The 26,025-nt window shown below is 61.8% G+C and carries 20 protein-coding genes and 1 pseudogene; 3 read left to right on the top strand and 18 right to left on the bottom strand.

The genetic code is table 11. From position 1 onward, the window contains the following. Positions 1-15 precede the first annotated feature (15 nt). The 3 genes from ACHHRT_RS05055 to ACHHRT_RS05045 all read right to left on the bottom strand — a co-directional run bounded on the left by ACHHRT_RS05055 (position 16) and on the right by ACHHRT_RS05045 (position 3,752). Positions 16-477 carry a hypothetical protein gene (locus ACHHRT_RS05055; protein WP_395498350.1) on the bottom strand — a complete coding sequence of 154 codons (462 nt, stop codon included), beginning with the start codon at positions 475-477 and terminating at the stop codon, positions 16-18. Beyond that, positions 462-1,913 (bottom strand): OmpA family protein, encoded by a 1,452-nt coding sequence (locus ACHHRT_RS05050; protein ID WP_395498348.1) that lies wholly within the window; start codon positions 1,911-1,913, stop codon positions 462-464. The genes ACHHRT_RS05055 and ACHHRT_RS05050 overlap by 16 nt, the downstream gene beginning before the upstream one ends. 240 nt (positions 1,914-2,153) lie before the next feature. Then, on the bottom strand, positions 2,154-3,752 hold the full coding sequence (locus ACHHRT_RS05045; protein WP_395498346.1) for a Kelch repeat-containing protein: 1,599 nt from the start codon (positions 3,750-3,752) through the stop codon (positions 2,154-2,156). A 358-nt stretch (positions 3,753-4,110) separates the two neighbouring features. On the opposite strand from ACHHRT_RS05045, the gene ACHHRT_RS05040 reads away from it, so the two are divergent. Next, positions 4,111-5,070: an RluA family pseudouridine synthase gene (locus tag ACHHRT_RS05040; RefSeq protein ID WP_395498345.1), complete on the top strand. Its 960-nt coding sequence runs from the start codon at positions 4,111-4,113 to the stop codon at positions 5,068-5,070. A gap of 35 nt (positions 5,071-5,105) precedes the next feature. Here ACHHRT_RS05040 and ACHHRT_RS05035 read toward each other — a convergent pair. After that, a pseudogene (locus ACHHRT_RS05035) lies at positions 5,106-5,845 on the bottom strand (PIN domain-containing protein). Between ACHHRT_RS05035 and ACHHRT_RS05030 the strand changes: the two are divergent. Continuing rightward, positions 5,736-5,987, top strand: coding sequence for a hypothetical protein (locus ACHHRT_RS05030; protein WP_395498436.1), 252 nt, complete (start codon positions 5,736-5,738; stop codon positions 5,985-5,987). The pseudogene ACHHRT_RS05035 and the gene ACHHRT_RS05030 overlap by 110 nt on opposite strands. A gap of 12 nt (positions 5,988-5,999) precedes the next feature. Here the strand turns inward: ACHHRT_RS05030 and ACHHRT_RS05025 are convergent, their stop codons facing one another. The 11 genes from ACHHRT_RS05025 to ACHHRT_RS04975 all read right to left on the bottom strand — a co-directional run bounded on the left by ACHHRT_RS05025 (position 6,000) and on the right by ACHHRT_RS04975 (position 17,046). Further along, the gene (locus ACHHRT_RS05025; protein WP_395498343.1) at positions 6,000-6,467 is read right to left on the bottom strand and encodes a hypothetical protein; all 468 of its coding nucleotides are present in this window, start codon (positions 6,465-6,467) and stop codon (positions 6,000-6,002) included. Further along, entirely contained in the window at positions 6,460-6,879 is a 420-nt protein-coding gene (locus tag ACHHRT_RS05020; RefSeq protein ID WP_395498341.1) for a response regulator, read from the bottom strand. The genes ACHHRT_RS05025 and ACHHRT_RS05020 overlap by 8 nt, the downstream gene beginning before the upstream one ends. An 8-nt stretch (positions 6,880-6,887) precedes the next feature. Continuing rightward, on the bottom strand, positions 6,888-7,748 hold the full coding sequence (locus ACHHRT_RS05015) for an HDOD domain-containing protein (protein WP_395498339.1): 861 nt from the start codon (positions 7,746-7,748) through the stop codon (positions 6,888-6,890). Further along, the gene (locus tag ACHHRT_RS05010; protein WP_395498337.1) at positions 7,745-8,251 is read right to left on the bottom strand and encodes a chemotaxis protein CheD; all 507 of its coding nucleotides are present in this window, start codon (positions 8,249-8,251) and stop codon (positions 7,745-7,747) included. The genes ACHHRT_RS05015 and ACHHRT_RS05010 overlap by 4 nt, the downstream gene beginning before the upstream one ends. A 9-nt stretch (positions 8,252-8,260) precedes the next feature. After that, on the bottom strand, positions 8,261-8,662 hold the full coding sequence (locus ACHHRT_RS05005) for a response regulator (protein WP_395498335.1): 402 nt from the start codon (positions 8,660-8,662) through the stop codon (positions 8,261-8,263). Between the two features lie 15 nt (positions 8,663-8,677). Continuing rightward, positions 8,678-10,996, bottom strand: a complete 2,319-nt coding sequence (locus ACHHRT_RS05000) for a chemotaxis protein CheA (RefSeq protein ID WP_395498333.1) — start codon at positions 10,994-10,996, stop codon at positions 8,678-8,680. Positions 10,997-11,007: 11 nt separating this feature from the next. Further along, positions 11,008-12,066 (bottom strand): protein-glutamate methylesterase/protein-glutamine glutaminase, encoded by a 1,059-nt coding sequence (locus tag ACHHRT_RS04995; RefSeq protein ID WP_395498331.1) that lies wholly within the window; start codon positions 12,064-12,066, stop codon positions 11,008-11,010. Then, positions 12,053-12,913: a CheR family methyltransferase gene (locus ACHHRT_RS04990; RefSeq protein ID WP_395498329.1), complete on the bottom strand. Its 861-nt coding sequence runs from the start codon at positions 12,911-12,913 to the stop codon at positions 12,053-12,055. Before ACHHRT_RS04990 ends, ACHHRT_RS04995 begins: the two co-directional genes overlap by 14 nt. A gap of 107 nt (positions 12,914-13,020) precedes the next feature. Next, positions 13,021-15,261 (bottom strand): methyl-accepting chemotaxis protein, encoded by a 2,241-nt coding sequence (locus ACHHRT_RS04985; RefSeq protein WP_395498327.1) that lies wholly within the window; start codon positions 15,259-15,261, stop codon positions 13,021-13,023. Continuing rightward, the gene (locus ACHHRT_RS04980) at positions 15,258-15,794 is read right to left on the bottom strand and encodes a chemotaxis protein CheW (RefSeq protein ID WP_395498324.1); all 537 of its coding nucleotides are present in this window, start codon (positions 15,792-15,794) and stop codon (positions 15,258-15,260) included. The genes ACHHRT_RS04985 and ACHHRT_RS04980 overlap by 4 nt, the downstream gene beginning before the upstream one ends. Positions 15,795-15,825: 31 nt before the next feature. Further along, positions 15,826-17,046 (bottom strand): ATP-binding response regulator, encoded by a 1,221-nt coding sequence (locus ACHHRT_RS04975; protein WP_395498322.1) that lies wholly within the window; start codon positions 17,044-17,046, stop codon positions 15,826-15,828. Positions 17,047-17,443: 397 nt separating this feature from the next. On the opposite strand from ACHHRT_RS04975, the gene ACHHRT_RS04970 reads away from it, so the two are divergent. Then, on the top strand, positions 17,444-20,575 hold the full coding sequence (locus tag ACHHRT_RS04970; protein WP_395498321.1) for a transporter substrate-binding domain-containing protein: 3,132 nt from the start codon (positions 17,444-17,446) through the stop codon (positions 20,573-20,575). On the opposite strand, the gene ACHHRT_RS04965 is transcribed toward ACHHRT_RS04970, so the two are convergent. From ACHHRT_RS04965 to ACHHRT_RS04955, 3 genes are read right to left on the bottom strand one after another with little or no spacing between them, the layout of a single operon-like run. Beyond that, the gene (locus ACHHRT_RS04965; protein WP_395498319.1) at positions 20,572-21,942 is read right to left on the bottom strand and encodes a sigma-54-dependent transcriptional regulator; all 1,371 of its coding nucleotides are present in this window, start codon (positions 21,940-21,942) and stop codon (positions 20,572-20,574) included. The genes ACHHRT_RS04970 and ACHHRT_RS04965 overlap by 4 nt on opposite strands. After that, positions 21,917-23,632 carry a LytS/YhcK type 5TM receptor domain-containing protein gene (locus tag ACHHRT_RS04960; protein ID WP_395498317.1) on the bottom strand — a complete coding sequence of 572 codons (1,716 nt, stop codon included), beginning with the start codon at positions 23,630-23,632 and terminating at the stop codon, positions 21,917-21,919. Before ACHHRT_RS04960 ends, ACHHRT_RS04965 begins: the two co-directional genes overlap by 26 nt. Then, the gene (locus ACHHRT_RS04955; protein WP_395498315.1) at positions 23,632-25,926 is read right to left on the bottom strand and encodes an ATP-binding response regulator; all 2,295 of its coding nucleotides are present in this window, start codon (positions 25,924-25,926) and stop codon (positions 23,632-23,634) included. The genes ACHHRT_RS04960 and ACHHRT_RS04955 overlap by 1 nt, the downstream gene beginning before the upstream one ends. Positions 25,927-26,025: the final 99 nt, after the last annotated feature.

Below are 26,025 nucleotides of genomic sequence, written 5' to 3'. Positions count from 1 at the left end.
GAAGGGGGAATGGGGTCAGACGCCATTCCCGTCTGCCGCCTGGACACTGGTGCTGCCGGCAACCATTTTTGCCCGGGCCAGGGCGTCCCACAGCCTTCGCGCCACCTCGGCCAGGACGGGTCGCCGGGCAAAGTCGCGCATTAGATAGCGACGAGTGCTCTCCTTCTCGACGATAAGCAGTTCCTCGTAACCACCATCCTCCTCGTCCTCCTCGTCCTCCGCGAGGGCGGTCAGCGGGGCCAGCGATTCCGTGGCCGCCACCGCTTGCCACAAATCGGCCAAATGTTCCTGCTCCAATCGACCAATCAGCCGCCACGGTTCGCTCCACAACTGATCCGTCTCGCATTCCCGGTGGTTTTTGCGGTGCCGGATCTCGCCATCGCCACTCACCCGGAGCGCCTCATTGCCCAGGCAGGTGGGCAACAGGCCAAGGCGGCGATACTCGATGGAAAGCGGCGGCATCAGCCGATGCGCCATTGGTCGCGGGTGATATCCGGGGTGGTCATATGGCCCAGAGCCTCCCAGATGGTCAGATAGTGGCGGGGCAACACATCGACCCCGGCCGACATCAGGCTGGAGGTTCTCTCCCCCCAGCGATCCGGTGGCGCCACCCCGGCGGCCTGGGCCAGGTTGGCGAAGGCGGTCTGTTTGTCGCCCAGCACCCCACTGGTCCGGTTGACGTATTCGTCCGGCAGCCCCAAAGCGTGGCCGAACTCGTGCTCGGCCACCGAGTAGCGGTTGGCGGCATAGCTGGTTTCAAAGGTGGTGGAGGGAGCGATTTCAACCTTGCGATTGGCGGCGTCGTTGGGATCACCGACCGCCCCACGGGCGCTGACCACCACCGGCTGCGGTACCCCGGCCCGCCGCAGCTCGTCGCCCACCGCCTCGGCCCGCCGCTGCGACAGCCGCTGGTTGTGTTCCGCCCTCCCCTCGGCACTGGCAAAACCGGCGCAGACCATCGGCACCGCCGGATCGGACGGGTTTTTGGCCATCATGGCCGCCGCCAGGGTGCGCACTCGGGCCAGATAGGGGGGCTGCAGCAGATCACTGTTTTTGGCGAACAGCACCGGTGACGCGGTCGCCGCCGTGACCGCCCGCTCCAGACGCCGCCGTTCCGAACGGGCGACATGCACCGAATTGAAGCTGGCCGCCTCCCGGACATCGGAGGAGCGAAAGGTGCCGCTGCCCCGCCAGCCGGCGGTGCCGGGATTGCGGGCCGCCACCCCGGAAGCGTAGTCGATGCCCGGCCCCGACGACTTCTGTACCGTGATGCTGAAATGGGCCAGCGACTCCAGGCCCACCGCCAGGGGGGTCACGTAGGGCCAGGCGACAAAGGGCCAGCAGGGTTTACTCGAGCGGAAAGCGTGGGCGAACGACCAGCGGTGGGCGACCCGCTGCACATAATCGCGGGCGAACTGGCGCTTCTCGGCGTCGCTCCAGAAGAAGCGGCGGATATTCTGCCCGGCCCGCCACATCCCCAGCAGAGTCAGCGGACTGGGGGTGTCGACGGCCTGCACGTAGTTGAATTTCATCCGTACCACCGCCGCCATTCGTGACAGGCGCGGCCAGTAGAAGGCATCAAACTTGCCGTAGCCCGCCGAGGGGCGGTAGTTTATGACCGAAAATTTACGGTTGCGGAAACGCTCCTTGCGCTCCTCCTCCGCCGGAGTAGCGCAGGCATCGGGGCCGGTGGGCGGCGTGGCCGGGACCGCTTCGGCCGCCGGCACCCCCGCCGGCAGCGGCACGGCGGCATCGGTCGGCCCCCCTCCGGCATCGGCCACCCCGGCGTCCGGAGTCGCCTCGCGCAAATAACGGGGCAGCCCGGCAGCGGCGCCGGCCACCTCGGCAGCGGCCGGCGCCGGTCGTCGACGAACCGTCCGTTCTTCCGGTTGAGTTCGTAATGGGTTGTACATCGGGTCCCCCACCCTGGTGGTTACCCGGCAAATCGGATGCCGGGCCAGATTGGCCAACACTTGCAGGGCACCGCCCCTCCCACTAACGGGGGAGGTCAAACGCCTGGCGCGACTGCCTGCTAAACCATAGCATGCCGGTGGACCAAAAGCACATCGTTTCGGTGCAGGCCGCTCACTGCCGCCGACGCAAGGGGGAAAAAGTCAGTGGTCATCCAGCCGGAATTTCCATCACCACCACCCTTACGGTTCGGCGGACGGATCATATGCCAGGACGCTGTTGCTGGTCACAACGTAAATCTTATTGTCGTAGGCAACAGCGGCCTGCGCCTCAAAAAAGGGGGCGGACTGGATGGTCCAGGAATCGGTCAGGGGATCGTACATCTGGTTTTGGGAAAGGATGAGGTAAATCTTGCCATCGAGAACCACGGGTTTGCCGGAGGCACTCCCCAGGGGCGTGTCGGCCAACCGGATCCAGGTGGGCATTTCCTGGTAGGGATCTATCTTGTAATTCACCATGTTGAGGCTATCGGGGGTTCCCCCAAAGACGTACAGTTTTTCATCGTGAACCGCCAGCGACCGGTAAGATTCCGCCCCCGGATAAGCCGAAGGCGACCACAGCGCATGCTCCCCCTCCCAGAAGTCATAAAAATAGACATTCTTATCGAAGTTGGCCAGGAAAACCGCGTAGCGATCCACCCCGCCGCTGGGCAGGAGGGCCGCCCCGTGCTGTTTCGTGCGATGCCCTCCCAAGCCGACAAAGCTAAAGGCATCCTCCTGGGCCCAAAAGCCGGTTTCGGGGTCAAAACTGCAAACCGCGCCATAGATTTCCGCCCCCCAGGTAAACCCGCCAAACCAGTAAATCCGCGAAGCGTAAGGCTGGGCGACGGCAGTATAGCAGCCCTCTGGAGGCGGGGCACCTTCGCCCCACTGGCGGCTGGCAAGGTCATAGTGGTAAAGCTTGCTGTCGTCGCCGATCATGTAGATGCGGCCATCCAGCAGCGTGGCGCCTGAGTTGTAACCGCTGAATGCCACCGGATTCGCCGCTTGCCACCGCCAGGGGCTGACCGGCTTGAAGCCGTCGGGCGCGCTCAACGAGCTGTTGACGATATTAATCGTGGTCCGAAATCTGTGGGTGCTGGTGTAGCCGCCGCCGGTATAGGTGTAGGATTCGTAGGAGTGATAAGCGACGGCCCCAATCCCCGGCTTGTAATATTCATATTTTTCTATGTAAGAAGCTTCCGTGCCGCAGATCGTTACCCCGGCGATGGTCTGGCACAATGGGTTGTCAACCGCCGCGCCGAGCCTGTATACCGAGGTCCCGTCGGCGACCGTCTCGGTGGACGTGGCGTAGGCGGCATACCAATCAGCTTCCCCAAGGTAACCTAATAAACCCATCTGCCCACCGGCGTCGCCGGCATCGAAATTCACCTGAAAAGTCGCCCCGTCGATCGAGGTCAGCACCTGGTTGTTCTCGACCGCGATATGGGTCAGATCGCCGGCCCGCCCCACCGGCTTTCCCGTCACCGTCACCGGGAAGGCCGTCCTGCCGTCCAGGATGACGGGGGCGCCCAGGGTGAGGCGAAAGACCCCATCATCATTTGCAGAGCGTTGGGAACTCCAGAGATATTCCCAATAGTCCCCCTCCTGCAGGGTAAAGTCGAAACCGGCGAGTCCCTCGTAAACCGGGGGCTCCGTCCCGCCGGTCGGCGGCGGGTCAGTTGGGTTGTCGCCGGGCGCGTCGCCCACCGCCACCGGCCCCGAACTCCCACCCCCGGAGCAACCCGCAAGTAAAAACAATGAAACCAGTATCAGCATTTGCAGCATAATTTTGCGGTTCATGGTCCCAGCTCCCAATTGTTTTAGGCTCCCAGCCTGATCAACGGTTGGCTCTTTACTGCTTTTCTATCACCAAATCAGCCCGTTGTAACCTGTCCGAAAGGACAGGTCGCCTGCTGAATTTTGGGGCTTGCGGACGCAGGCCCGTTTGCGCAGGGTGCCGAGGGAGAAGAACTGGTCGATCTTGTTGTGCGGTTACCCTGGGGCTTTTCTCCTATTGCTTGGTCGGTGAAGATAACGTAAGACGAGTGTCATCCGGATTTCACGGGAGGTTATTGCCGCACAAAAACTGATGGCTCCGCAAAAGCGGAGAGTACCGCCTCTTACTATCCAAGCTTGAACTATGCCGAAAACCGATTTATTGAAGCCGACTGGGCCGGAAAGAGTTTGCGCGGTGCGGGTCGAAGCCGGCCAGGCCGGGGGGTCTGTGCTGGATTTTGTCGCCGGGCGGTTTACCTATCTGACCCGGGAGCAGTGGCGGCGGGAATTGGCCGCCGGTCGCCTGCGGGTGAACGGCGAGCCGGTGGCCCCGGAGCGGATCCTTGTTGCCGCCGACCAGGTTTCCTACCAGGGGGCGGAGTTGGCGGAGCCGCCGGTGGCGGCGGACTTCAGCGTGGTTTATGAGGATGATGATCTGCTGGTGGTGAACAAGCCGGCCCCGTTGCCTTGTCATCCCGGTGGGCGTTATTTTCGCCATACCCTCTGGTGGCTGCTGCGGGAGCGGGGAGGGTTGGTCCAGCCGCTTTTGGTCAACCGGCTGGACCGGGAAACCTCCGGTCTGGTGCTGGTGGCCAAGAACCGGGCGGCGGCCCGGGAGTGCGCCCGGCAGTGGCGGGAGCAGCAGGTTGGGAAAAATTACCTGGTTCTGGTGGAGGGCGAATTCCCCCCCGGTGAACAGGTGGCCGTGGGCTTTCTGGCCCCGGACCCGGCCAGCCGGATTCGCAAGAAAAGCCGCTTTTTCCCCCAGGGGCAGCCGGCACCCGCCGGGGCCGTGCCCTGTGCCACCCATTTCCGGCGCCTGGCTTTGCAGCGGAAAATCAGCCTGCTTGAAGTCCGGCCGCTGACCGGCCGTTGCCACCAGATTCGCGCCACCCTTTGCAGTTTGGGCTTTCCGGTGGTGGGCGACAAGATCTACGGCCCGGATGAAGAGTTTTTCCTCCGCTTCCTGACCGATGGCCTGACCCCCGCCGACCATCGCCACTTGCGGCTACCCCGCCAGGCCCTGCACAGTGCCGGATTGCAAATGCGCCATCCCGCCGATCAGCGCCCCCTGGAGTTTTCCTGTCCCATCCCGCCGGAAATGGCGGCGCTGCTCGGGTAGCCACCCCGGCCGGGGCCATGGCCAGGGTGGGGCGGTTACAGGTAATCGGCGGCGGCGGCGGCCAGATCGCTGCGCTCGCTGCGTTTGAGGGTGATATGGCCATGCAGCGGCAGCGCCTTCAACCGCTCCACGGCGTAGGTCAAACCGTTGCTGCTTGAATCGAGATAGGGGTTGTCGATCTGGTAGGGATCGCCGGTCAGCACCATCTTGGTTCCCTCGTCAGCCCGGCTGACAATGGTCTTGATCTCGTGGGGCGTCAGGTTCTGGGCCTCATCGATAATCACGAACTGCCGGGAAATGGAGCGGCCCCGGATATAGGTGAGCGCCTCCAACTCCACGGTATGGTCGCGCAGCAGCCGATCCACCTTCAGTCGCAAGGACTCGGGTTCCTGCTGCGACCTTCTGCTTCTCGAAGTCCATCACTTCAATCCCCAGGGCATCGGCCTTCAGGCGGGCATTGATATCCTTGGAGACGAAAATCACCTTGTGGCCCTGTTGCAGCAGGGTGTAGGCCACCGCCAGAATGCGGTTGTCCGCCACGGCCAGATCCAGGCCCGGATCCGTCACCTGTCCCTTTTCGGGATAGATCTTCACCATCCCGCCGGTTTCCAACGGCACCCCATGGGCCAGGCGCCCCTTTTTCCCGCAGCCGGTCAAGCTGGCGGATGACCCGCCGGGCGTTGCGGCCCAGTTCATCGCTGTGGGATTTGAAGCGGTCCAGTTCCTCGATGACCGACATGGGCAGCACCACCGTGTTGTCGGCAAAAGAGCTGATGGAATCGGCGTTGTGCAGCAGGACATTGGTGTCGAGGACAAAATATTTCGGCATCAGAAATTCTCCGGATTGGACCGCGTTAAATTGCCCGCCGGGGGCGTTGGGTAACGGCGGACAACTTAGCAACGGCACCAACCGCTGACAACCTTTTTTGTTAAGGCGATGAGTGGCAAAACAGCAGGGTGAAGGGCAGGTTGTCCACGGTTAAGTCCCAGCGCAGGGCGGGGCAAGGGGGGGCGGGCCCCGGACCGGGTTCTATTCTGGGGATTCCCAGGCTGAACCCCTGTTCCGGCGGCAGGACTTCGGCCAGAAAGCGGCCGGCGATGGTGTTGAGCAGCTCCGCCAGCAGATCATCCGCCATGGCGGGGGTAATCTCCTCGTCCGGTAAGGCGTAAACCAGCCGGGTCAGGCTGGTCAGCAACCCCCGGTCGATCAAGAGGGAAAATTGGCCCCCGGTTGGTTCCAGAACCTCCAGGGAAACCGCTCCCGCTTGCTGGTCATAACGTGGTTCGTCGGGGGCCTGGCGCACCTCGCTGAAGGCGGTGTTTTCCATGACCTCCGCCGCTACTTGCGGCATCCTGGCCAGCCAGTCGTCACGGTCGCCCGATCTTTGTTCAGTCATCATCATGCTCCTCGGTGAAGGGGCGATTGTCCACCACCTGTTCGGAAGAGAGCAGCGGTTGCAGGATCTGGCTCAGTTTGGCCGGGGAAACCGGTTTGTCGATCACTCCCATCACCCCCAGGTCCACCAGCTCCTTTTTGCGGGCCGGGTTGCCGGCACTGGTGATCACCAGCACCGGCAGTTCGGCCAGTTTGGGGTTGCCCTTGAGCCATCTTAGCAGGGTCAGGCCGTCCATCACCGGCATGGTCAGGTCGGTGAGCAGCAAGTCCACCGGAGTTTGGCGGATCTTTTCCAGGGCTTCGCGGCCGTTTTCGGCCTCGATGATCTCCGCTTCACCAAAACCGGCGATCTCCAGGCAGCGTCGAATAAACATCCTGGCCGTGGACGAATCATCCACAATGGCTATTCTCATTTTTCCCCTCAGCAGAAGATTTCCCAAACCTGGGCGAATTCCCGTTCCACCGCCAGCATGATGCCGTTCAGGCCGGCTTCATCCAGTTCGAGATGGCGCTCGTAGTCGCCATCCAGCCGGTATTGCAGGGTGTCGGCTCCGGTGCCGACCCCGGAAAGCATGGCGACGATGTCGGCCAGGTGGACCACGTACAGCAGCCCTTGCCAGTTTTCGGCGGCCGCCGCCGGCTGATGATGGTGGCGGCAGGATTCGGCCAGGGGAGTAGGCAGTTGCCAGCGGCGGCAGATTTTGTAGCCGGCCTCGGCGTGGTCGATCCCCAGAATGGCCCGTTCTGCCGCCAGGTAGTCAGGAAACCGGCCCTGCTCGATGGCCTGACGGATCTTGCCGGCGGTCTGCTCCAGGTAGTCGGAGATCACCACCTTGCCCAAATCATGGAGCAGGCCGCAGGTGAAGGCCAGTTCGCCATTGACCGGGGACCTGGCCCTGGGGGCCAGCAATTTGGCGGCCAGGGCGGTTTTGAGGTTGTGGCGCCAGAGTTCCCCCGCCTCGGCGGCATAGCCCGTCAATCTCTTGGCCAGCAACAGCCCGGCGGCCTCATGCAGGGCTGTCGCTACCACCATATCCTCGCCGAGCAGGGAGACGGCGTGATCGATGGCGTGAATCTCCACCGCGCGGGCATAGGCGGCGGAGTTGACCACCTTGAGTACCCGGGAGGTCAGGATCGCGTCGTGCTTGACGATCCTGACGATCTCGGCCAGACCGTGATCGGCGGTGCCGCCAAGGGCCAGTAGCTGGGTGGCCGAGCTGGAGAGCAGGGGCAGTTCGGCGATCTGTCGGGCCACGGCCTGTTCTTTTTCCTGCCGATTCATAATTCCCATTCTCCCTTGCCGGCGCAGCTGATCATGACCCGGCCGCTGGCCACCCCCACCGTCACCGTCCGGCTGAAGCCGCCGCCCACATCCTCGGCCGTCGGTCCCATTCCCAGGGGCCAGAGAATCTTCTTCAGGGCCAGGATGTTGCGTTTGCCGATGTTGAAGGTATTGTTGCTGTCCATCACGTTGGCCCCGCCGGCCATCTTGACCACCATCCCCCGGGCCAGGCCGTTGCCGGTTCCGGTGCCGGTCAGAGTGGCCATATCCTTGAGAATGGCCGAAATGCCGGTGTCGGCAAAGTAGCCGGGGCGTTTGGCCGCGATATCGGGGCTGATTGCGGAGTCGGGCAGGGCGACATGGATCAGCCCCACCGAACGGCTGGGCCGGTGGAGAAAAATAACCGCCACGCAGGAACCCAGGGCGAAGGTCTTGATCTTCTCACCCGGGTTGGCGGAAACGGCGAATTCGCCCACCCCGACCACCTTGTTGCTGCTGGTCATGGCCCCAACCTACTCCTGGATCATTCCGAGTTCGCGCAATTTGGCCAGCAGGGTGTCACGCCTGATCGGCTTGACCAGATAGCCTTCGCAGGAACCCTTGACCAGGGCGGTCATGATGCTTTTGGGATCGTCGAGAGCGGTGGTCATGATCACCTTGACCATGTCGCTGCCCCCGATGCCCCGCTCTTTCTCCAGCTCGCGAATCTGGCGCAGGGTCTCCTGGCCGTCCAGGTTTGGCATCATGATGTCAAGGCAGATCAGGTTGTAGGGGGTCCCTTCGTTCAAGGCCCGGCGATGGGCAGCTAGGGCCTCCCGGCCATCCACCGCCTGGTGACAGATCCCGAAGGGTGCCAGAATCTCCTGCAGCACCGTCCGGCTGATAAAATCATCTTCCACGATCAAAATTTTCATTACCCCGCTCCCTGTTTAGATGGCGACCGGATCGATTTCGGTCAGGTTGCCGGCATCCAGGATCAGACAGACCTCGCCGTTGCCGAGAATGGTGCAGCCGGAAACGCAGCGGACCTGACCGATTACGCCGATATATCCCGAAAGGCCCTTGATTACCGTCTGCTGCTGGCCCAGAATTTCATCCACAAAAAGGGAGACATTGCGGCCCTGGTTTTCCAGCAGAATCAGAATTCCCTCATCCAGGCGCTGGCGGGCTCCGGCCACCCGGTGGAGACGATTGAGCCGCAACACCGGAAAGAGCCGGTCCCGCACCCGGACCATCTCGCCGCCGTCGGGGGTCATGGTGATGGCCCCCGGGCTGGGGCGAAACGATTCCCGGATGGCGAGAATCGGGATTATATAGCGGCTCTCTCCGACCCGGACCATCATCCCGTCGATAATGGCCATGGTCAAGGGGATTCGCAGAGTGATCAGGGTACCCTGGCCGGGGCTGCTCTCGATGTCGATCTTGCCGTTGATCTGCTGAAGATTCTGTTTTACCACATCCATTCCCACCCCCCGGCCGGAAACATCGGTTACCCGTTCGGCCGTGGAGAACCCGGGCAGGAAGATCATCGCCGCCACCTCCTGGTCGCTGAGACCGGCGCCATCGCCTTCCAGCAGCCCCTTCTGGCTCGCCTTTTGCAAAATTTTGTCCCGGTTGAGCCCCCGGCCGTCATCCTCGATCCGGATCAGCACCTCACCCTCTTCATGGCTGGCGGTCAGCCGCAGGGTGCCGCTCTCCTCCTTGCCCGCCGTTCGTCGCTCTTCCGGGTTTTCCAGCCCGTGATCCATGGAGTTGCGGATCAGGTGGACCAGGGGATCGGTGATCTTCTCGATCACCGTCTTGTCCACCTCGGTTTCGGTGCCGCCGGTGACCAGGTTCACCTTTTTCCCCGATTTGCGGGAGAGATCGTGGACCAGTCTGGTCATCCGATTGAAAAGGCCAGCCACCGGAATCATCCGGATCGACATGGCCACCTCCTGCAGCTCCTTGACGATCTTGCTCATCTGCTGGGAGGCCTTGGTGAAATTTTCCAGCTCCAGATCTTCGATATCGGGGCTGTGGACCAGCATGTTTTCGGCAATCACCAGTTCCCCGATCAGGTTGATCAGATTGTCGATCTTTTCCACATCGACCCGCAGGTCCTGGCGTTTGGCAATGCCTCCGGGACAGGCCGGTTGCGTTTCCGCCCGCGCCGCCGCTTGTTTCTGGGCTTCCAGGGCCCGGTCCACCTCCTCGGCGGTAACCGCGCCCATCTCCACCATGATCTCTCCCAAGGGCCGACCCTGGGTTTTGAGGGCCTGGTTGATGGTCTCGGCGCTGACCACTCCTTGCTCCTGGAGGATCTCCCCCAGGCGGGGAGCCGCCGGGGGGGTGCCGTTGCCTTTCCGGTGGGCGGGGAGGAGATCTTCGAGCAGTTCCAGGTAGAGATCCAGGCCGTCGATCCGACCCTTGCCGCCAGCGGCGATATCGGCCAAAGCCCCTTTGAGGATATCGATCAGATTGAGCAGGGTGTCGGCGGGCCGGACCTTGGCCGGGCAGGCTCCGGCCCGGGCCGTGTCGAGCACGGTTTCGATGCCATGGCTCAGGCGTTCCAGATCGGCCAGCCCGACAAAGCCGCAGTTCCCCTTGAAACTGTGGATCTTGCGGAACAGTTCGCCGATGAGGGAGTTGGAGTCGCCATTCCGGCTCCAGGCCAGCAAACCCTCCTCCACCTCCTGCAACTGCTCGACGGCCTCCTGGACAAAGGCGGCGATCATCTCCGGGGTCATCGCCGAATCGAACTGGTCGCTGTCCGGCTTGGCGGGTTTCGTGGAGCCGGCAGGTTCGGCCAGGGTGGCGCTGGCGGGGGATTGGGCTCCGGCCAGGGAACTTTTAAGCCGTTTGGTCAACTCCTCGGCCTCCTGGGCCATGTTCTGGTCGTTGAGCTGACTGGCCACCTGGTCCAGGGTGGCCCGCATAAAGTCACAGGTCCGGCAGAGCAGATCAACATGGTCGCCGCTCATGGCCAGCTCTCCCTTTCTGATCTTATCCAGCAGATTTTCGGCGGCGTGGGCGGTGGTGGACATATGGTCGAAATTCAAAAACCCGGCGCTGCCCTTGATCGAATGGAAGAGCCGGAAAACCTCGTGGAGGATCGGCATCTTCTCTTCGGTGGGGGAGAAATCGCTGTGTTGAGTGAACTCGTTAAAGGCGACGATGGTCGGTTCAAGATTGTCCAACAGATCGGTGCACTCCTGGATGAACTCCTGAATGATCTCCACTTGATCGGCGCTGAGTTGACTTTCCATGGTTTATCCTCTTAAGCCAGCATGTTGAGGGAAGTTTGAGCAATCTCTTCCAGGGGAACCAGCTTTTCGGCTCCCCCATTGGCAAAGGCCTCTTTGGGCATCCCGAAAACCACCGAACTTTTCTCATCCTGGGCGATATTGCGGGCTCCGGCCCGGCGCATGGCCAGCATGCCGGCGGCCCCGTCCCGGCCCATGCCGGTGAGCATGATCCCCACCGCGTTGGGGCCCGCCGCCTCGGCCACCGAGTGCATCATCACATCCACCGAGGGGCAGTGGCCGGAAACCTTTTCGCCGGGGCGGCACTCAACTTCGTAGATTCCGCCGGAGCGCCGCACCCACAATTGCCGTTCACCAGGGGCGATCAAGATCCGGCCGGTCATGATCCGGTCGCCGCTGGCCGCTTCCTTGACCTGCATGGGGCAAAGTTCATTGAGGCGGTCGGCAAACAGCCGGGTAAACCCTGCCGGCATATGCTGCACGATCAACACTCCCGGAGTGTTGGCGGGATAGCGGCTGATTACCGCCCGGACCGCCTCGGTGCCGCCGGTGGAGGCCCCGATGGCGATGATCTTGTCGGTGGACTCGGCCAACGCCCTGGGCGCGGCCAAAGCTTTACCGGCAAACAGGGTGGCCCGCCGCTCCTTCCAGTGGGCGACATTGGCCCCGGAGGCTATCTTGATCTTGGTGCGCAGCTCCATCAGCATGGAGCTCAAGCCTCGGGCCACGTCGGTGCTGGGCTTGGTCACGAAATCCACCGCCCCGGCTTCCAGGGCGTCCAGGGTGATCCGTTGCCCCTTTTTGGTCAGGGCGCTGACCATCACCACCGGCAGGGGATACTGGGGCATCAGCCGGCGCAGGAATTCCACCCCGTCCATTCGCGGCATCTCCACATCCAGGGTCAGGACATCGGGCTGCAGGGTCACGATCTTGTCCCGGGCCACAAAGGGATCGGGGGCTGAACCCACCACCTCGATGCCGGGGTCCTGGGCCAGGCCCTGGCTCAGGATGGTCCGGACCAGCGAGGAGTCATCAATCACCAACACCCGGATTTTGCGGTTAAGAGCGGTCATGGTTGTTTCCGTCCCTGTTGCGCCGGTAGACGGCGGGCATGATGTACTGAAAATCCTCTTGTTGCCGGCCCAGGGATTCGGAGTGACCGATAAAGAGGTAGCCGCCGGGCTCCAGGTGCCGGTGGTAGCGTCTGACCAGGGCTTGCCGGGTCGGGGTATCGAAATAGATCATCACGTTGCGGCAGAAGATGACCTGGAACGGTTTTTTAAAGGGGAACTGGCGGTTCATCAGATTGAAGCGCCGGAAGGTCACCTGCTGCCGCAACTTTTCCATCACCTGCCACCTATCGTCCCCCAGGCGCTGGAAATATTTTTGCTTGATGGCGGCCGGCACCTTGGCCACCTGCTCTTCCTCGTAAATTCCCCGGCGGGCCCTGCCCAGGGCCTGATCGGAGATATCGGTGGCCAGCACCCCGGCGCTCCAGGAGTCATAATCGCTGCCGAGATGCTCCATCATCAGCATGGTCAGCATATAGGGCTCCTCCCCCGAAGAGCAGCCGGCGCTCCAGATTCGCAGGTCGCGGTGGTTGCGAGTTCGCTGGCGGGCAACCAGGTCGGGCAGCACCGTCTGGGTGAAAAACTGGAAATGGGCCTGTTCCCGGTTGAAATAGGTGTAGTTGGTCGAGATCCGGTTGACCAGTTGATCGAGGGCCGTGCCGCTTTTATCCGCCGTCACGGCCTCGTGATAATGATCGAAGGAGCTGAACCCGCCGTCACGCAACAGTTTCTGTAAACGTCCCACCACCAGGGCCCGTTTCTGGTCGGTCAGATTGATCCCGAAACGCTCGTAAACCAGGGTGCGAATCAAGCGAAACTCCCGGTCGCTGATGGTGAGACCATTGTTCATTCGGAGAATTTCTCCCTGTTGAAGACGAGCCTGGGGGCGGTTCCGGCCGCGACCGTCTCCTCCCTGACCGTGGGGGGAGTTGAGCCTCCCCCACCTGCTTATCCCGGTTAATATTTGCCGAATTCCCGGTCATCAAGGGCGATTACCTCGCTGGGCCGGAGCTTTTTGCCGGGAGTATATTCGTTCCGGTCCCAGCCCTTGAACTCGCTGGCGCTGCTTCTGGTCGCGGGGGCGGCCGGCAGTTGCTGCTGTTTTCTGGTTACGCTGCCGCCCTTGACGGTGAAGGCGGCCACCAGGCCGCGCAGATGTTCGGCCTGGCTGGAGAGTTCCTCGGCCGCCGCCGCGCCCTCCTCGGCGTTGGCGGTGTTGGTCTGGGTTACCTGATCGATCTGGCCCAACCCCTCGTTGACCTGGGAGATTCCCTGGGCCTGTTCGTTGCTGGCGGCGGCGATCTCGCCCACCAGATCGGTGGCCTTGGTGATGGCGGCAACGATGGCGTTCAGCGATTCGGCGGTCTTGCTGGCGATCTCGGTGCCGTTTTCGGTCTTGGCCACCGAACCCTCGATCAGCTCGGCGGTCTCCTTGGCCGCCTTGGCGCTGCGGGCCGCCAGGTTGCGCACCTCTTCCGCCACCACCGCGAAGCCCTTGCCGTGGCGTCCGGCCCGAGCCGCTTCCACGGCGGCATTCAGGGCCAGGAGGTTGGTCTGGAAGGCGATCTCGTCGATCACCTTGATGATCTTGGAAATATTCTGACCGGCCTGGTTGATCTCACCCATGGCCAGCATCATCTTCTCCATCTGCTCGTTGCCGGTTTCGGCCCGGTCGCGGGCCTCGTCGGCCAGCTGGTTGGCCTGGGTGGAGTTTTCGGCATTGAGTTTGGTTTGGGAGGCCATCTCGGTCATGGAGCTGGTGATCTCCTCCAGGGAAGCGGCCGATTCGGTGGCGCCCTGGGAGAGGGACTGGCTGGAGCTGGACACCTGGCCGGCGCCGGCGGCGATCTGCTCGGTGGCGGCCAGGATCTCGCCCACGATCCGGTTGAGATCATCCCGGGTCTTGAGCAGGGCGTTGCCGATCACGTCCCGGTCGTCATAGGGCTTGACCTCGAAGGTCAGATCCCCCCGGGCCAGGCTCTGCAGGGCCGCCACCACCTGGTGCTGCAGATCGTCGGCGAACTGATCCATGGTCTTGGCCATCTGGCCGATCTCGTCATTGCTGGCAAGATGCAAACGCCTGTCGAGCCGACCCCGGCCCATCTCTTTGAGCATCTCCACGGTTTTACCGATGGGCTGGGTGATGGCTCGGGTGGTGAGATAGTTGATCCCCACGATCAGGAACATGATCAGGGCGGCAATCGCTCCCAGAATCACCAGGACGTTACGGATCCCGGCCTCAATCGAGGAGGTGTCGCTGGCCAGAACCATGATCCCGATCTGGTTGCCCCGGTAATCGTTGACCGGAAAGGCGGCCAGGGCCAGGTTGTCGGCCTGATGGATCTCCTGGGCCTGCCGGCCCTTATCCAGCAGGTCGAGGGTGATAAGCTGTTCGATTCGTCCTTCCGGGGTGCCGGAAACCAGCACGTATTGATTGCCCAGGATGGGATATTTTTGGGCATCCCGGAGGCGACCGGCCACGGCAAGCAGATCGGAATTCATGTAGAGCAACAGGTGCTGGCCGCTGCCGGCGGCGGCCTGGAACAACTGCTCGAAATCGGCCAGCATCTCCACCGAACCCAGCTGGCGGCCGGTGGTGGATTTGATGGGGGCCACTCCGCGGATGACAAAACCGCCCTGGCCCACCTCAATTCCCCGTACCGCCTGACCGCTGCGGTTGGTATCCAGGACCGTGGGCCGGAAACCGGAGATATCGTCGGAGATATCCACCCACACCCCGTTACGTTGGATCTGGCGCTCCCGCCACATCCGCGCCAGGCTGCGGCCATTGGGCAGATGAAAGTGGAGTTGCATCGGCACCCCGGCGGCGTCGGCAAAACCCCTGACCGCCGCCTGCAACTCCCGACGCAGCAGCTCCCGGGCCTGTTGGGCGTGGGGATCGTCCTCGGCATCGAAATTACCCTGGTGGGCAATCTCGTAAGCGGTCAGTACCTCCGGCAGGCGGGTGAAGATCGAGGCTTTCTCCAGGGCTTCCATGGCCGCCCGGTCGATGGCCCGTTCAATCTCCTCCTGCTTGTCCTGGACAGCTACTTCGATAATCCCGGTTTTCAGCCGCTCCAGCTCCCGATGGACCAGGGGCATGGCCAGCAGGGCCGAGATCAGCACCGAGGCCAACAGGGGGATCATCATCTTTTGCTTCAGACTCAATTTGAACCATTTTTGCCGGTCGATCTTCATGATGCTTCTCCTTCCTTTTTGCCGGTCGCGGCTTTAATGTTTTGCAATGCCTCGTCATAGAGCAGCTGCTCCACGTTGAGGAGAATCTTGACCTCATCGCCGATCTTGCCCATTCCCTGGAGAAAGGGGCTGGACTTGCCCCGGCTCATCTCCGGGGGTGGCTCCACCTGGTTGGCGGGGATGTCCACCACCTCCTGGACCTTGTCCACCACCAGGCCGATGGCGGTTTCGTTGATGTTGACCACCACGATACAGGTTCGCTCGTCATACTCCTGTTCCGGCATCCCGAAACGGAGCCTGACGTCCATCACCGGGATCACCTTGCCCCGGAGGTTGATTACCCCCCTGAGAAAGTGGGGCATGTCCGGCACCCGGGTGATCTTCTGGATGCCGATGATCTCGGTAACGAAACGGATCTCGATCCCGTAATCCTCTCCGTTGAGATGGAAGGTGAGGTACTTATCCTTTTGGGTATCCTCGTTATCCTCGTCCCACTCATCCCTGATTTCGCCATTTAGTTTTTCCTCTGCCATGGGGGCTTCCTCCTCCTCGTTATTCGACCGTTCAGGCTTCGGACCCGGCCGGTGGCTGTTTTAAGTTGATGGTAAAGGTCAACATGGTGCCCTGGCCAACCGTACTCTTGACGGCGATCTCGCCGCCCAGCAGCCTGACCAGCCGTTGGGCGATGGCCAGTCCCAGGCCAGCTCCTCCGTGCTTGCGGGTGCAGGAGCCGTCGGCCTGGCGGAATTTATCGAAAATACAGGCGATCTTGTCGGCGGGAATCCCGCAGCCGGTATCGAAAATTTTGCAGGCCAGCTCGGTTTGGCCCGGAACCGGGGTTCGGCGGCTGACCGACATTGAAATCGAGCCCTGTTCAGTGAATTTAAGAGCGTTGTCCAGCAGCAGGTTAAAGATCTGCTTGAGCCGGGCATCGTCGCCGTGCAGCCGCTCCGGGCCGCAACCGGTGCAGGTGACGACCAGATCCAGTCCCTTGGCTCTGGCGGGCTGTCCATACTCCTCCTTTAGTTCCCGGAGCAGTTGCTCCAGGCTGAAAGCCCTCTCCTGCAGCCGAACCCGACCGGCATCGAGGATCGATAGCTCCAACAGATTGTTGAGCAAGTTGTTCAGGGTCAGGGCGCTCTCCTCAATCATGGTCAGATACTCCCGGGCCGCCGGTTTGGTTTCCGGGTCCAGCAGCAGCAGGCCGGTGGCGCCGATTATCCCGTTGAGGGGGGTGCGGATCTCATGGCTCATGTTGGCGACAAATTCCGACTTGAGCCGGGAGGCCACCAAGGCTTCGTCCCGGGCCTCCCGCAACTCCTCCACCATCTTGAACAGGCCGACGGTGGCCGCCTCCACCTCGGACTCCAGCCGACTCTGGTAATTTTTTTTCAGCCGGTTGTGATTGCGGAACAGCACCGCCTGGCCGATGGTCTTGCTCAATCTGTCAGGATCGACGGGTTTGACCAGGTAATCGAAGGCCGACTGCTGGACGGCGGTCATGGCGGTGTCCAGTTCGGCATAGCCGGTGTGGAGAATGACCGGAACTTCCTGGTCCAATTGCCGCAGCTTTTCCAAAAGGGCAATTCCGTCCATGCCCGGCATCTTGATGTCGGAGAGGACCGCTTCATACTCCTTGGCGGGGAAGGCCTTTAGCGCCTCGAGGCCATCATGGCAGACGTCGACCTGGTAGCCTTCGCCCTGGAGGACCGCCTTCACCGCTTTCAAAACCTGAGAATCGTCGTCCACCACCAGGATTGTTCTGCTCTCGTCCACATTGTTCATGGGTTACTCCTGTTTGGTTGAATCAGCGGGCCAAAGCCCGGGGCAAGCCGTGGGTCGGCCATTCCCCATAGCAAGGTTGATGCCAACTGATGATTGCCTTGAAATAGCGTGATAAATCTAATTTGTACTGGTGCCGGACCGGGGGGCGTAATTACAGGATGGGAATTTTTACAGAGTAATAATTACAGGGATGGTGAGCTTGGTCGTCGGTTGAGCTCTCTTAAAGTCTTGGGCAATTTTTTTCCGTAAGCCTTGACAGGCGACCCCATATTTTTATAAACCTTTCGGATAGGGAACCACGAAGTGGGACCCCATTAAAAAATAATGTGTTAACCGGGAAAAAGTGATGTCCAACGGGGGATTGTCAAAACGCCCGCCGCTCTTTTGGGGCAGGAATTTGGCCGGACAAGGTCTGCTCTTGATGGTGATGGTCCTGGCCTGGACCTTTGTCCAGCCAGGGGCGGTGATGGCCCGGGAGCCGATCCGCGGCGGCAGCGAAATTGAATTTCCCCCCTTTTGTGTGTTGGATGAGGAGGGACGGCCCAGCGGTTTTTCGGTGGAGTTGCTGCGGGCGGCGCTTGCGGCCATGGGCCGGGAGGTCACCTTTCGCACCGGGCCCTGGTCCGAGGTGCGGGGCTGGCTGGCCCAGGGTGAGGTCCAGGCCCTGCCCCTGGTGGGCCGTACCCCGGAACGGGAAGATATTTTCGATTTCACCTTTCCCTACATTTCTATGCATGGGGCCATCGTGGTCCGGGCGGACACCCAGGGGATAGGCGCTCTCGATGACCTGCGGGGCAAACAGGTCGCCGTGATGAAGGGGGACAATGCCGAGGAGTTTTTGCGGCGGGAAGAGCGGGGGATCACGATCCACACCACCCTCTCTTTCGAGGAGGCCCTGCGGGAGTTGTCCCAGGGGCGCCATGACGCCGTGGTGACCCAGCGGCTGGTGGCCCTGCGCTTGATTCAGGAAACCGGTCTTACCAATCTCCGGGTCATCAACCGGCCCCTGGAAGAGTTCCGCCAGGATTTCTGTTTTGCCGTCAAAAAGGGAGACCATGAAACCCTGGCCCTGCTCAACGAAGGTCTGGCCTTGGTCATGGCCGACGGCACTTTCCGGACTCTGCATGCCAAATGGTTCGCCGCCCTGGAGCTGCCAAGTCATCGTCCCGTGGTGATCGGAGGCGATCACAACTATCCCCCCTTTGAGTACCTGGATGAGCATGGCCGGCCGGCCGGCTACAATGTCGATCTCACCCGGGCCATCGCCCGGGAGATGGGGCTCAACGTTGAAATCCGTCTGGGACCGTGGGCGGAGATCCGCCGGGCCCTGGCCATGGGCGAGATTGACGCCCTGCAGGGGATGTTCTACTCTCCTGCCCGGAACCGCAGCTTTGATTTCACCCAACCCCATCTGATCAAGGATGGGGTGGCGGTGGTCAGGAGTGGTGAGAGCGCGCCGCCGGCCAATCTGGCCGAACTGGTGGGCAAGCGGCTCGTGGTGCAGGCGGGCGATATCATGCACGACTTTGCCCTGGAGAACGGGCTCGGCGAGTGGCTTACCGTGGTTGACGGGCCGGAGCAGGCCCTGCGGGAATTGGCCCTCGGCCGCCATGATTGCGCCCTGGTTTCCCGTCTCAGCGCCCACTACTGGATCAACAGGCAGGGTTGGGGCAATCTGCTGGTCGGCCACCAGCCCCTGCTCTCCTCCGGCTACTGTTACGCGGTGGCCAAAGGTAACCAGGCCCTGCTGGCCCAGCTCAGCGAAGGGCTGAAGGTGCTGGCCGACACCGGCGAGTATCGCCGAATTCACCAGCAGTGGATGGGGGTGTATGAGGATTTTGCCCCCTTGCCCCTGGAAATCATGCGTTATCTCGCCATGGTGGCCGGCCCCCTGTTGCTTCTTGTCCTGATCTTTTTCCTCTGGTCCTGGTCGTTGCGCAAGCAGGTGGCCAAACGGACTGCGGAGTTGCGGGAAAGCGAGTCGTTTGTGCGGATGGTCATGGATCATCTGCCGGTGGGCATCGCGGTTAATTCCGTCGATCCAGCGGTGAAGTTTGCTTACATGAACGACAACTTTCCCCGGTTTTATCGGACGACCAGGGAAGCTTTGATCAGCGGCGATTTCTGGGAGAGTGTTTATGAGGATCCCCAGTTCAGGGAGAAGATCAAGCAAAGGGTGCTGACCGACTGTGCCGGCGGTGACCCGGAGCGGATGCTCTGGGAGGATGTGCCCATTACTCGCCGGGGCCGGGAGACCACCTATATCACGGCCCGCAATGTTCCGATCCTCGGCAAAGGGCTGATGGCGTCCATGGTCTGGGAGGTAACCGAGCGGGTCAGGGCGGCCAGGGAGCAGGAGAAGCTCCAGGAGCAACTGCTCCAGGCCCGCAAGATGGAGTCGGTGGGCCAGTTGGCCGGGGGGGTGGCGCATGATTTCAACAACATGCTCAGCGTGATCATGGGCTATACCGAGATGGCCATTGCCGACATCGACCCCAATGACCGGCTTTGTGGCGATCTCCATGAGATTCGTAGTGCCGCCGAACGCTCCGCCAACATCACCCGGCAACTGCTGGCCTTTGCCCGCCGTCAGATCATTGCCCCCGAGGTGCTGGGGCTCAATGAGCGGGTCGGCTCCACCCTCAAGATGCTGCGGCGGTTGATCGGAGAGGATATCGAGTTGGCCTGGCTGCCCGGGGCCGGGGTCTGGCCGATCAAGATCGACCCTTCCCAGCTCGATCAGTTGTTGGCCAATCTTTGCGTTAATGCCCGGGACGCCATTGCCGGGGTGGGTAAAATCACCATCGAGAGCAGAAATATCACCTTTGATGAAAACTATTGCGCCCACCACCAGGAGGCCATCCCCGGCGATTTTGCCCTGTTGATGGTGAGCGACGATGGCTGCGGAATGGAGAGGTCGGTGCGGGAGCATATCTTCGAGCCCTTTTTCAGCACCAAGGGGGTGGGGGAGGGTACCGGTCTGGGCTTGGCCACCGTTTACGGTATCGTCAAGCAAAACGAAGGGTTTATCAACGTTTACAGTGAGCCGGGCAAGGGGACCACTTTTAAGATCTATCTGCCCCGGCATCCCGGTGATGCCGACGAGCTGGCCTCCGCCGGCGCCATCGAGTCCCCCCGGGCCCAGGGCGAAACGGTGCTGCTGGTCGAGGATGAACGGGCGATCTTGCGGATGGGGCAGAAGATGCTGGAGAAGCTGGGTTATCGGGTGTTGGCGGCCGGCAGTCCCAGGGAGGCGTTGGCGTTGGTCAACGGCCATGCCGGCGGCATCGAGTTGCTGATCACCGATGTGGTGATGCCCGGGATGAACGGTCGTGAGTTGGCCGAAAAGCTGCTGGGGCAGTATCCCGAGCTCAAGGTGCTCTACATGTCCGGTTATACCGCCGACGTTATCGCCCACCGGGGGGTGCTCGATGAGGGAGTAAGCTTCATCCCCAAGCCGTTTGCCGAACAGGAGCTGGCGGTCAAGGTGCGCCAGGTCCTGGACAGCCCTCGGTCGGAAGCCGCTTAGGAGAGGCCGTATTTTCTGATCTTGGTCAGCAGGGTTTTGTGGGTGATTCCCAGGATGGCGGCGGTTTTGGTCCGGTTGCCGCCGGTATGGGCCAAGGCCCGGTCGATGGCTTCCCGCTCCGCCGCCTCCAGGCTGATGGGGGCGCTGGCGGCTTGACCACTTGGTCGCTCCGGGGCGGTTGCCGAATCTTTCCGGCCGTTGGCCAGGGCCCAGGCGATCATCTCCGCGTTCAGCTCCAGGTTGTCGCTCTGGAGGGCCGCCCGGCGCAGTACGTTTTTCAGCTCCCGCACGTTGCCCGGCCAGGGGTGCTCGGCCAGCAGGGCCAGGGCGCTCTCATCCAGGCCGGTAAACCCCCGGTTCATTTCCGTGGCGGCGTCGGTCAGCAGGCGGGCGGCCAGCAGGGGGATATCCTCGGGGCGTTGGCGCAGGGGGGGCAGGGTGATGTGGTATTCGTTGAGCCGGTAGTAGAGGTCCTGGCGGAAGGTTCGTTCCGCCACGGCTCGGCTTAGGTCGGAGTTGGTGGCCCCGATGATCCGCAGGTCGGTGGTCAGCGGCCGGCTCCCCCCCACCGGGTAATAACTTTTTTCCTCCACCACCTGCAGGATCTTGCCCTGGGCCTGGAGACTGAGGTTCTGCAACTCGTCAAGCAGCAGGGTGCCCCCCCGGGCCAGCTCGAAATAACCCTTTTTCCGGCGCTCGGCCCCGGTGAAAGCCCCTTTTTCATGGCCGAACAGCTCGCTTTCCAGGAGACTTTCCGGGATGGAGCCCATGTCCAGGGCGATAAAGGGCCCGGCGGCCCGGTGGCTCAGATTGTGGATCAGGGAGGCGATGAAGGTCTTGCCGGTGCCGGTTTCCCCTTCGATGATCAGGGAAAAATCGGAGGCGGCCACTTGCCGGATCTCCTCGATCACCCGTCTGATTGCCTCGCTCCGGCCCAACTGCATCTCCAGGGAGGAGTCCAGGCTGCGGTCAAGTTGCCGCACCTCCCTTTGCAGGCGCCCCTTCTCCAGGGCCCGTTCGATGGTGAGCAGCAGATGGTCGGGATCGGGGGGTTTGAGCAGATAGTCGTACGCCCCCAGTTTGATCGCCTCCACCACCAAGGCAACCTCGGTATAGCCGGTGATCATGATCACCACTATTTCCGGGTGGCGGTGGTGGATCTCCCGGAGTACCGCCAGTCCGTCCATCTCTGGCATGGCAAAGTCCAGCAGGACGATATCGAAATCGGCCCCGGCCGCGGCCAGCAGGGCCAAAGCCTCGGACCCGCTTTCCACCGCGGTGGTTGTCAGCCCCCGTTCCTCCAGCAGGGCGGTGAAGGCCTTGCGGATGGGGATCTCATCGTCAATGATCAGAACTTTGCCGTTCATCTGCGGGCTCTTCCTCGTGGTGCCGGGGGAGATAGACGGTAAAGGTGGTCCCCCGGTCCGGTTCGCTCTCCAGATCGATAAATCCTCGGTTCTGTTTGACGATACCATAAACGGTGGCCAGGCCCAAGCCGGGCCCCTGACCGAACTCCTTGGTGGTGAAAAAGGGATCGAATATATGCGCCCGGGTTTCCCGATCCATCCCCCGGCCATTATCACTGACGGCAAGTAAAACATATTCGCCGGGCACCAGCCAGGGGCGTTCGGCGCAATCACTCGGTCGCAGGGTGGTGTTGGCGGTGGCGATGTTGATCACCCCGCTTTCGCCCAGGGCGTCCCGGGCATTTTCCACCAGGTTGAGCAGCAACTGTTCAGTCTGGTGGGGGTCAAGTTTGAGGGGCCACAGATGGGGTTCCGGGTGCCATTGCAGCTCAATCTCTTCGCCGAGCAGATTGGTCAGCAGCGGCTTGATGTTCTCCACCACCGTGTTGAGGTTCAAGGTCTGGGGGATGATCAACTGCTTGCGGGCAAAGGCCAGCAACTGCCGGGTCAAAGCGGCGGAGCGTTCGGCGGCCTTGCTGATCTCGCTCAGATCCTCCTCCAGTTGGGGATTATGTCGGGCGTGGTCCATGGCCATCTGGGCCCGGCTGAGGACCACGGTCATCATGTTGTTGAACTCGTGGGCCACTCCCCCGGCCAGCCGACCCACCGCCTCCAGTTGGCGGGCTTGAAGAAGTTGGGCCCGCAGCTTCTGCTGCTCCCTTTCCGCCTCTTTCTGTTCAGTAATATCCATGACGATGGAGTGGAGCAACTCCCGGCCGCTCATGGTGGTTTTACTGCTGAATACCGCCACGTCGCGGAGCGAACCGTCGGCCCGGCGATGCTTGAATTCAAAGTGAACCCGGCTGTTGGCCCTGACCTTTTTGATCTCCTCTTCGATCTGTTCCGGGGGCAGAATGTTGATCTGCTTGATGTTCATTGTTTGGAGCTGTTCCCGGGACCACCCATAGAAGGCGGCGGCGGCGTGGTTGGCGGTGATGATCGCCCCGGTATCGGGATCGATCAGCATTTTAATAGCGGCGTGATCCTCAAAAAGTCGCCGGTAGTTTTGCTCGCTGGTCCTTAAGGCCGCCTGGTCCACCAGAATCTTGCCCACCAGAATGGTGGCCAGGGGGTAAAGCAGGATAATCGGCAACCCCACCCTTTTAAGGATGTCCAGCGCGATCTCCGCGGGGAAGGTTAGATACATTACCAGCAGCACGGCCAGATGGAGGGCCAGTCCGAAAAGATAGAGCTCACTGGTGGTGAGGGGTCGCCGGTTGGGGGTGAGCCGGTAGTGGGCCAGCAGCCCCGCCACCAGGGCGGTGATGGTGGTCATCACCCCGGTGAAGGCCCCGGCGCCCCCCATCTCCAGTCGGGCGACGATGGTCAGCAGGCCGGCCACCCCGGCGGCCCAGGGGCCGTAAAACAGACCGCAGAGGCTGATCATTACCGAACGGCCGTCAAAGATCAGCCCTGGCCCCAGCACCAGGGGGTTGAGCATTCCGACCACGGCGGCGCCGCCGAAAAGCAGCCCCTGCAACAGGAGTCCGCGGCGACTGGTTTGCGGCCAGCGCTGGGCGATAAACCCGGAGATGATACTTAAGGCCACCAGCAGGGCCAGGTTAAAAATAAGTTCGATGGAGATCGTCATCACTTGTTGGTCATCTCTTTGATTTTTTGCATCAGTTCCTGGGGGACCAGGGGTTTGGCCAAAAGTTCGAGCTGCTCGTCCCGGATATTCTGGACGGTGATGACGTCACCGGGGTAGCCGCTGATGAACAGCACCTTGATATCGGCTCGAATGGCCCGCATCTCCCGGTAGGTCTCCCGACCGCTCATCCCTGGCATGATCACATCCATGATCACCAGATCAATGCCTTGGGGCTGCCGCCGCAGGAGTTGCAGAGCCTCCTCCCCCTGGGCGGCTTCCAGAACCCGATGGCCCTGGCTGGTCAGCAGCCGTTGCAAAACTTTTCTCACCTGGGGTTCATCCTCCACCAGCAGGATGGTCAGGGTTTTGCCGGTGGTCGAAGGGCTTGCGCCGATCTTCGTCCGATCGTCCGCTTCCGATCGGGAGGTGTGGAGGGGAAGAAAGATGGTGAACACGCTGCCCCCATCCGGTTCGCTGTCCACGGTGATCGTACCGTTGTGCTGTTGCACGATCCCGTAAACCTGGGCCAGGCCCAGGCCGGTGCCCCGACCCACCGCCTTGGTGGTGAAAAAGGGGTCGAAGATCCGCTCGAGTTTGTCCGGATCGATGCCGATGCCGCTATCGGACACGGTTAAGATGGCGCAGGGCAGGGGAATGGCCGATGAAGCCGGCTGGTTTACCTGGCTCAGAGAATCGATGCGACCGGTGCCGATGGTCAGGGTGCCGCCCATGGGCATGGCGTCCTGGGCGTTGCCGGCCAGGTTCATCAACACCTGTTCAATCAGGGTTCGGTCCGCCAGCACCGGCAGTTCGCTCTCGGTCAGTTCCGTCGCGATCTCGATGTTTTCCCGGATCAATCTGCGGAGCATCTTGCGATTTTTATCGACGATATCGTTGAGGTCTTCCGGTTTGAGCTGGATCTCCAGCTTGCGGCTATAGGCCAGCAGGCTGCGGGTGAGTTCCGCCGCCCGGTTGGCGCCGTCAAGGATCTCCTGGAGATAGTCCCGGCTGATCTCATCATCCAGGTGACGCCGTTTGACCAGGGTGGTAAAGCTGATCAGCGAAGTGAGTATGTTGTTGAAATCGTGGGCTACTCCTGCCGCCAGGGTGCCAACCGCCTCCATCTTGGAAGCCTGGCGGAGCTTTTCTTCCATGATGCGGTGTTCGGTCAGATCAAGCATCACTCCGCGGATCCGGATCGGCCGACCGGCGCTCATCTCCACCGTGGTCAACGTTTTCAGCCAGGCGATATGGCCATCCTTTTTCAGGAAACGGTACTCGAACTGCCGATCCCGGCCCTGTTCGGCGCAGGACCGCCAATGCTCGAGGACCCGCCGCCGGTCTTCCGGATGGATATGTTCCTCCCAGAACCGGAGATCACGCCACTCTTCCGGAGAGTAGCCCAGTACCTTGGCGACCTGGGGGGCGATGTAGGTCCAGCGGTCGGCGCCAAGGTCAAACTCCCAGGGGATCGCCAGGGTTCCTTCGGTCAACAGGCGGTAGCGCTCTTCGCTTTGGCGCTGGCGCTGTTCACTTTGCCGGATCAGGCATAGGTGGCGGAGCAGATGGTGGCGGGCAAAGCCCAGGCCGGCCAGCCCCAGCAGCCAGATGGCCCCATGGCCCAGCCAGATCATGGTCCGTTTTTGAGCGAGGGTCGCCTGGAACGGCGCCCAGGGGATCGATACCGCTATCCCGCCCCGAATTGAACCCACCGGCTGCTCCGGATGGCACTGGAGACAGGCCGGCTCCATGATTATGGGCCGCATCAGGCGGAGATAGGTTTCCCCCTCGAGCCATTCCAGGCTCGACCACTCCGGTTCGCCGCCGGCCAACTTTGCCAGGGCCGATTTTTCCCAGTTATCGGGGGCGTTTTCCGGTCTGATCGGCTCCAGGCTGGTAATATGACCGTGACCATGATTGCTTGAGGCGCGGGCAAATTGATGGATTTGCCGAATGATATAGGCGGGATTCAGCAGGGTCAGGGAGCGGCCCGAGGGGGTGGTGATATCCCGTTCGGGCAGATGGGACAGATAGGGGTTGGGTGGAGAGGCGGGAGTGACCGGGACATAAACCCCGCCGTGTTCGGTGGCCCAGCGGCGGATCAGCAGATCCTTGGCGAAGCTCTGCCGGGCGGTGGCCTGGGCGTTTTCCAGGGCGGCCTGCCGGTCGCTGCTCTGCTGCCAGGTGGCCAAGATGGCGATCATCAAAGTCCAGAAGATGGCGGCCAGCAGAAAGCCCAGCTCCTGGGGATGATCGTTTTGGCCGGCAATTGCCGGGTCGTTTTTGTCCTTCACACGCTTAGTTCTCCGGTTTTGGCCGCGGGGCGGTTTGTCGGCAACTGTTGAATATATCAAGAAAGCATTATAAGCAAACGCCGTTTTCTTAGATAGAAT

The organism is Desulfurivibrio modestus, from assembly GCF_044068625.1.
In the GTDB taxonomy this organism is placed as follows: Bacteria; Desulfobacterota; Desulfobulbia; order Desulfobulbales; family Desulfurivibrionaceae; genus Desulfurivibrio.
The sequence above is the reverse complement of the archived record's forward strand: the minus strand, read 5'-3'. Positions and strand labels throughout refer to the sequence as shown.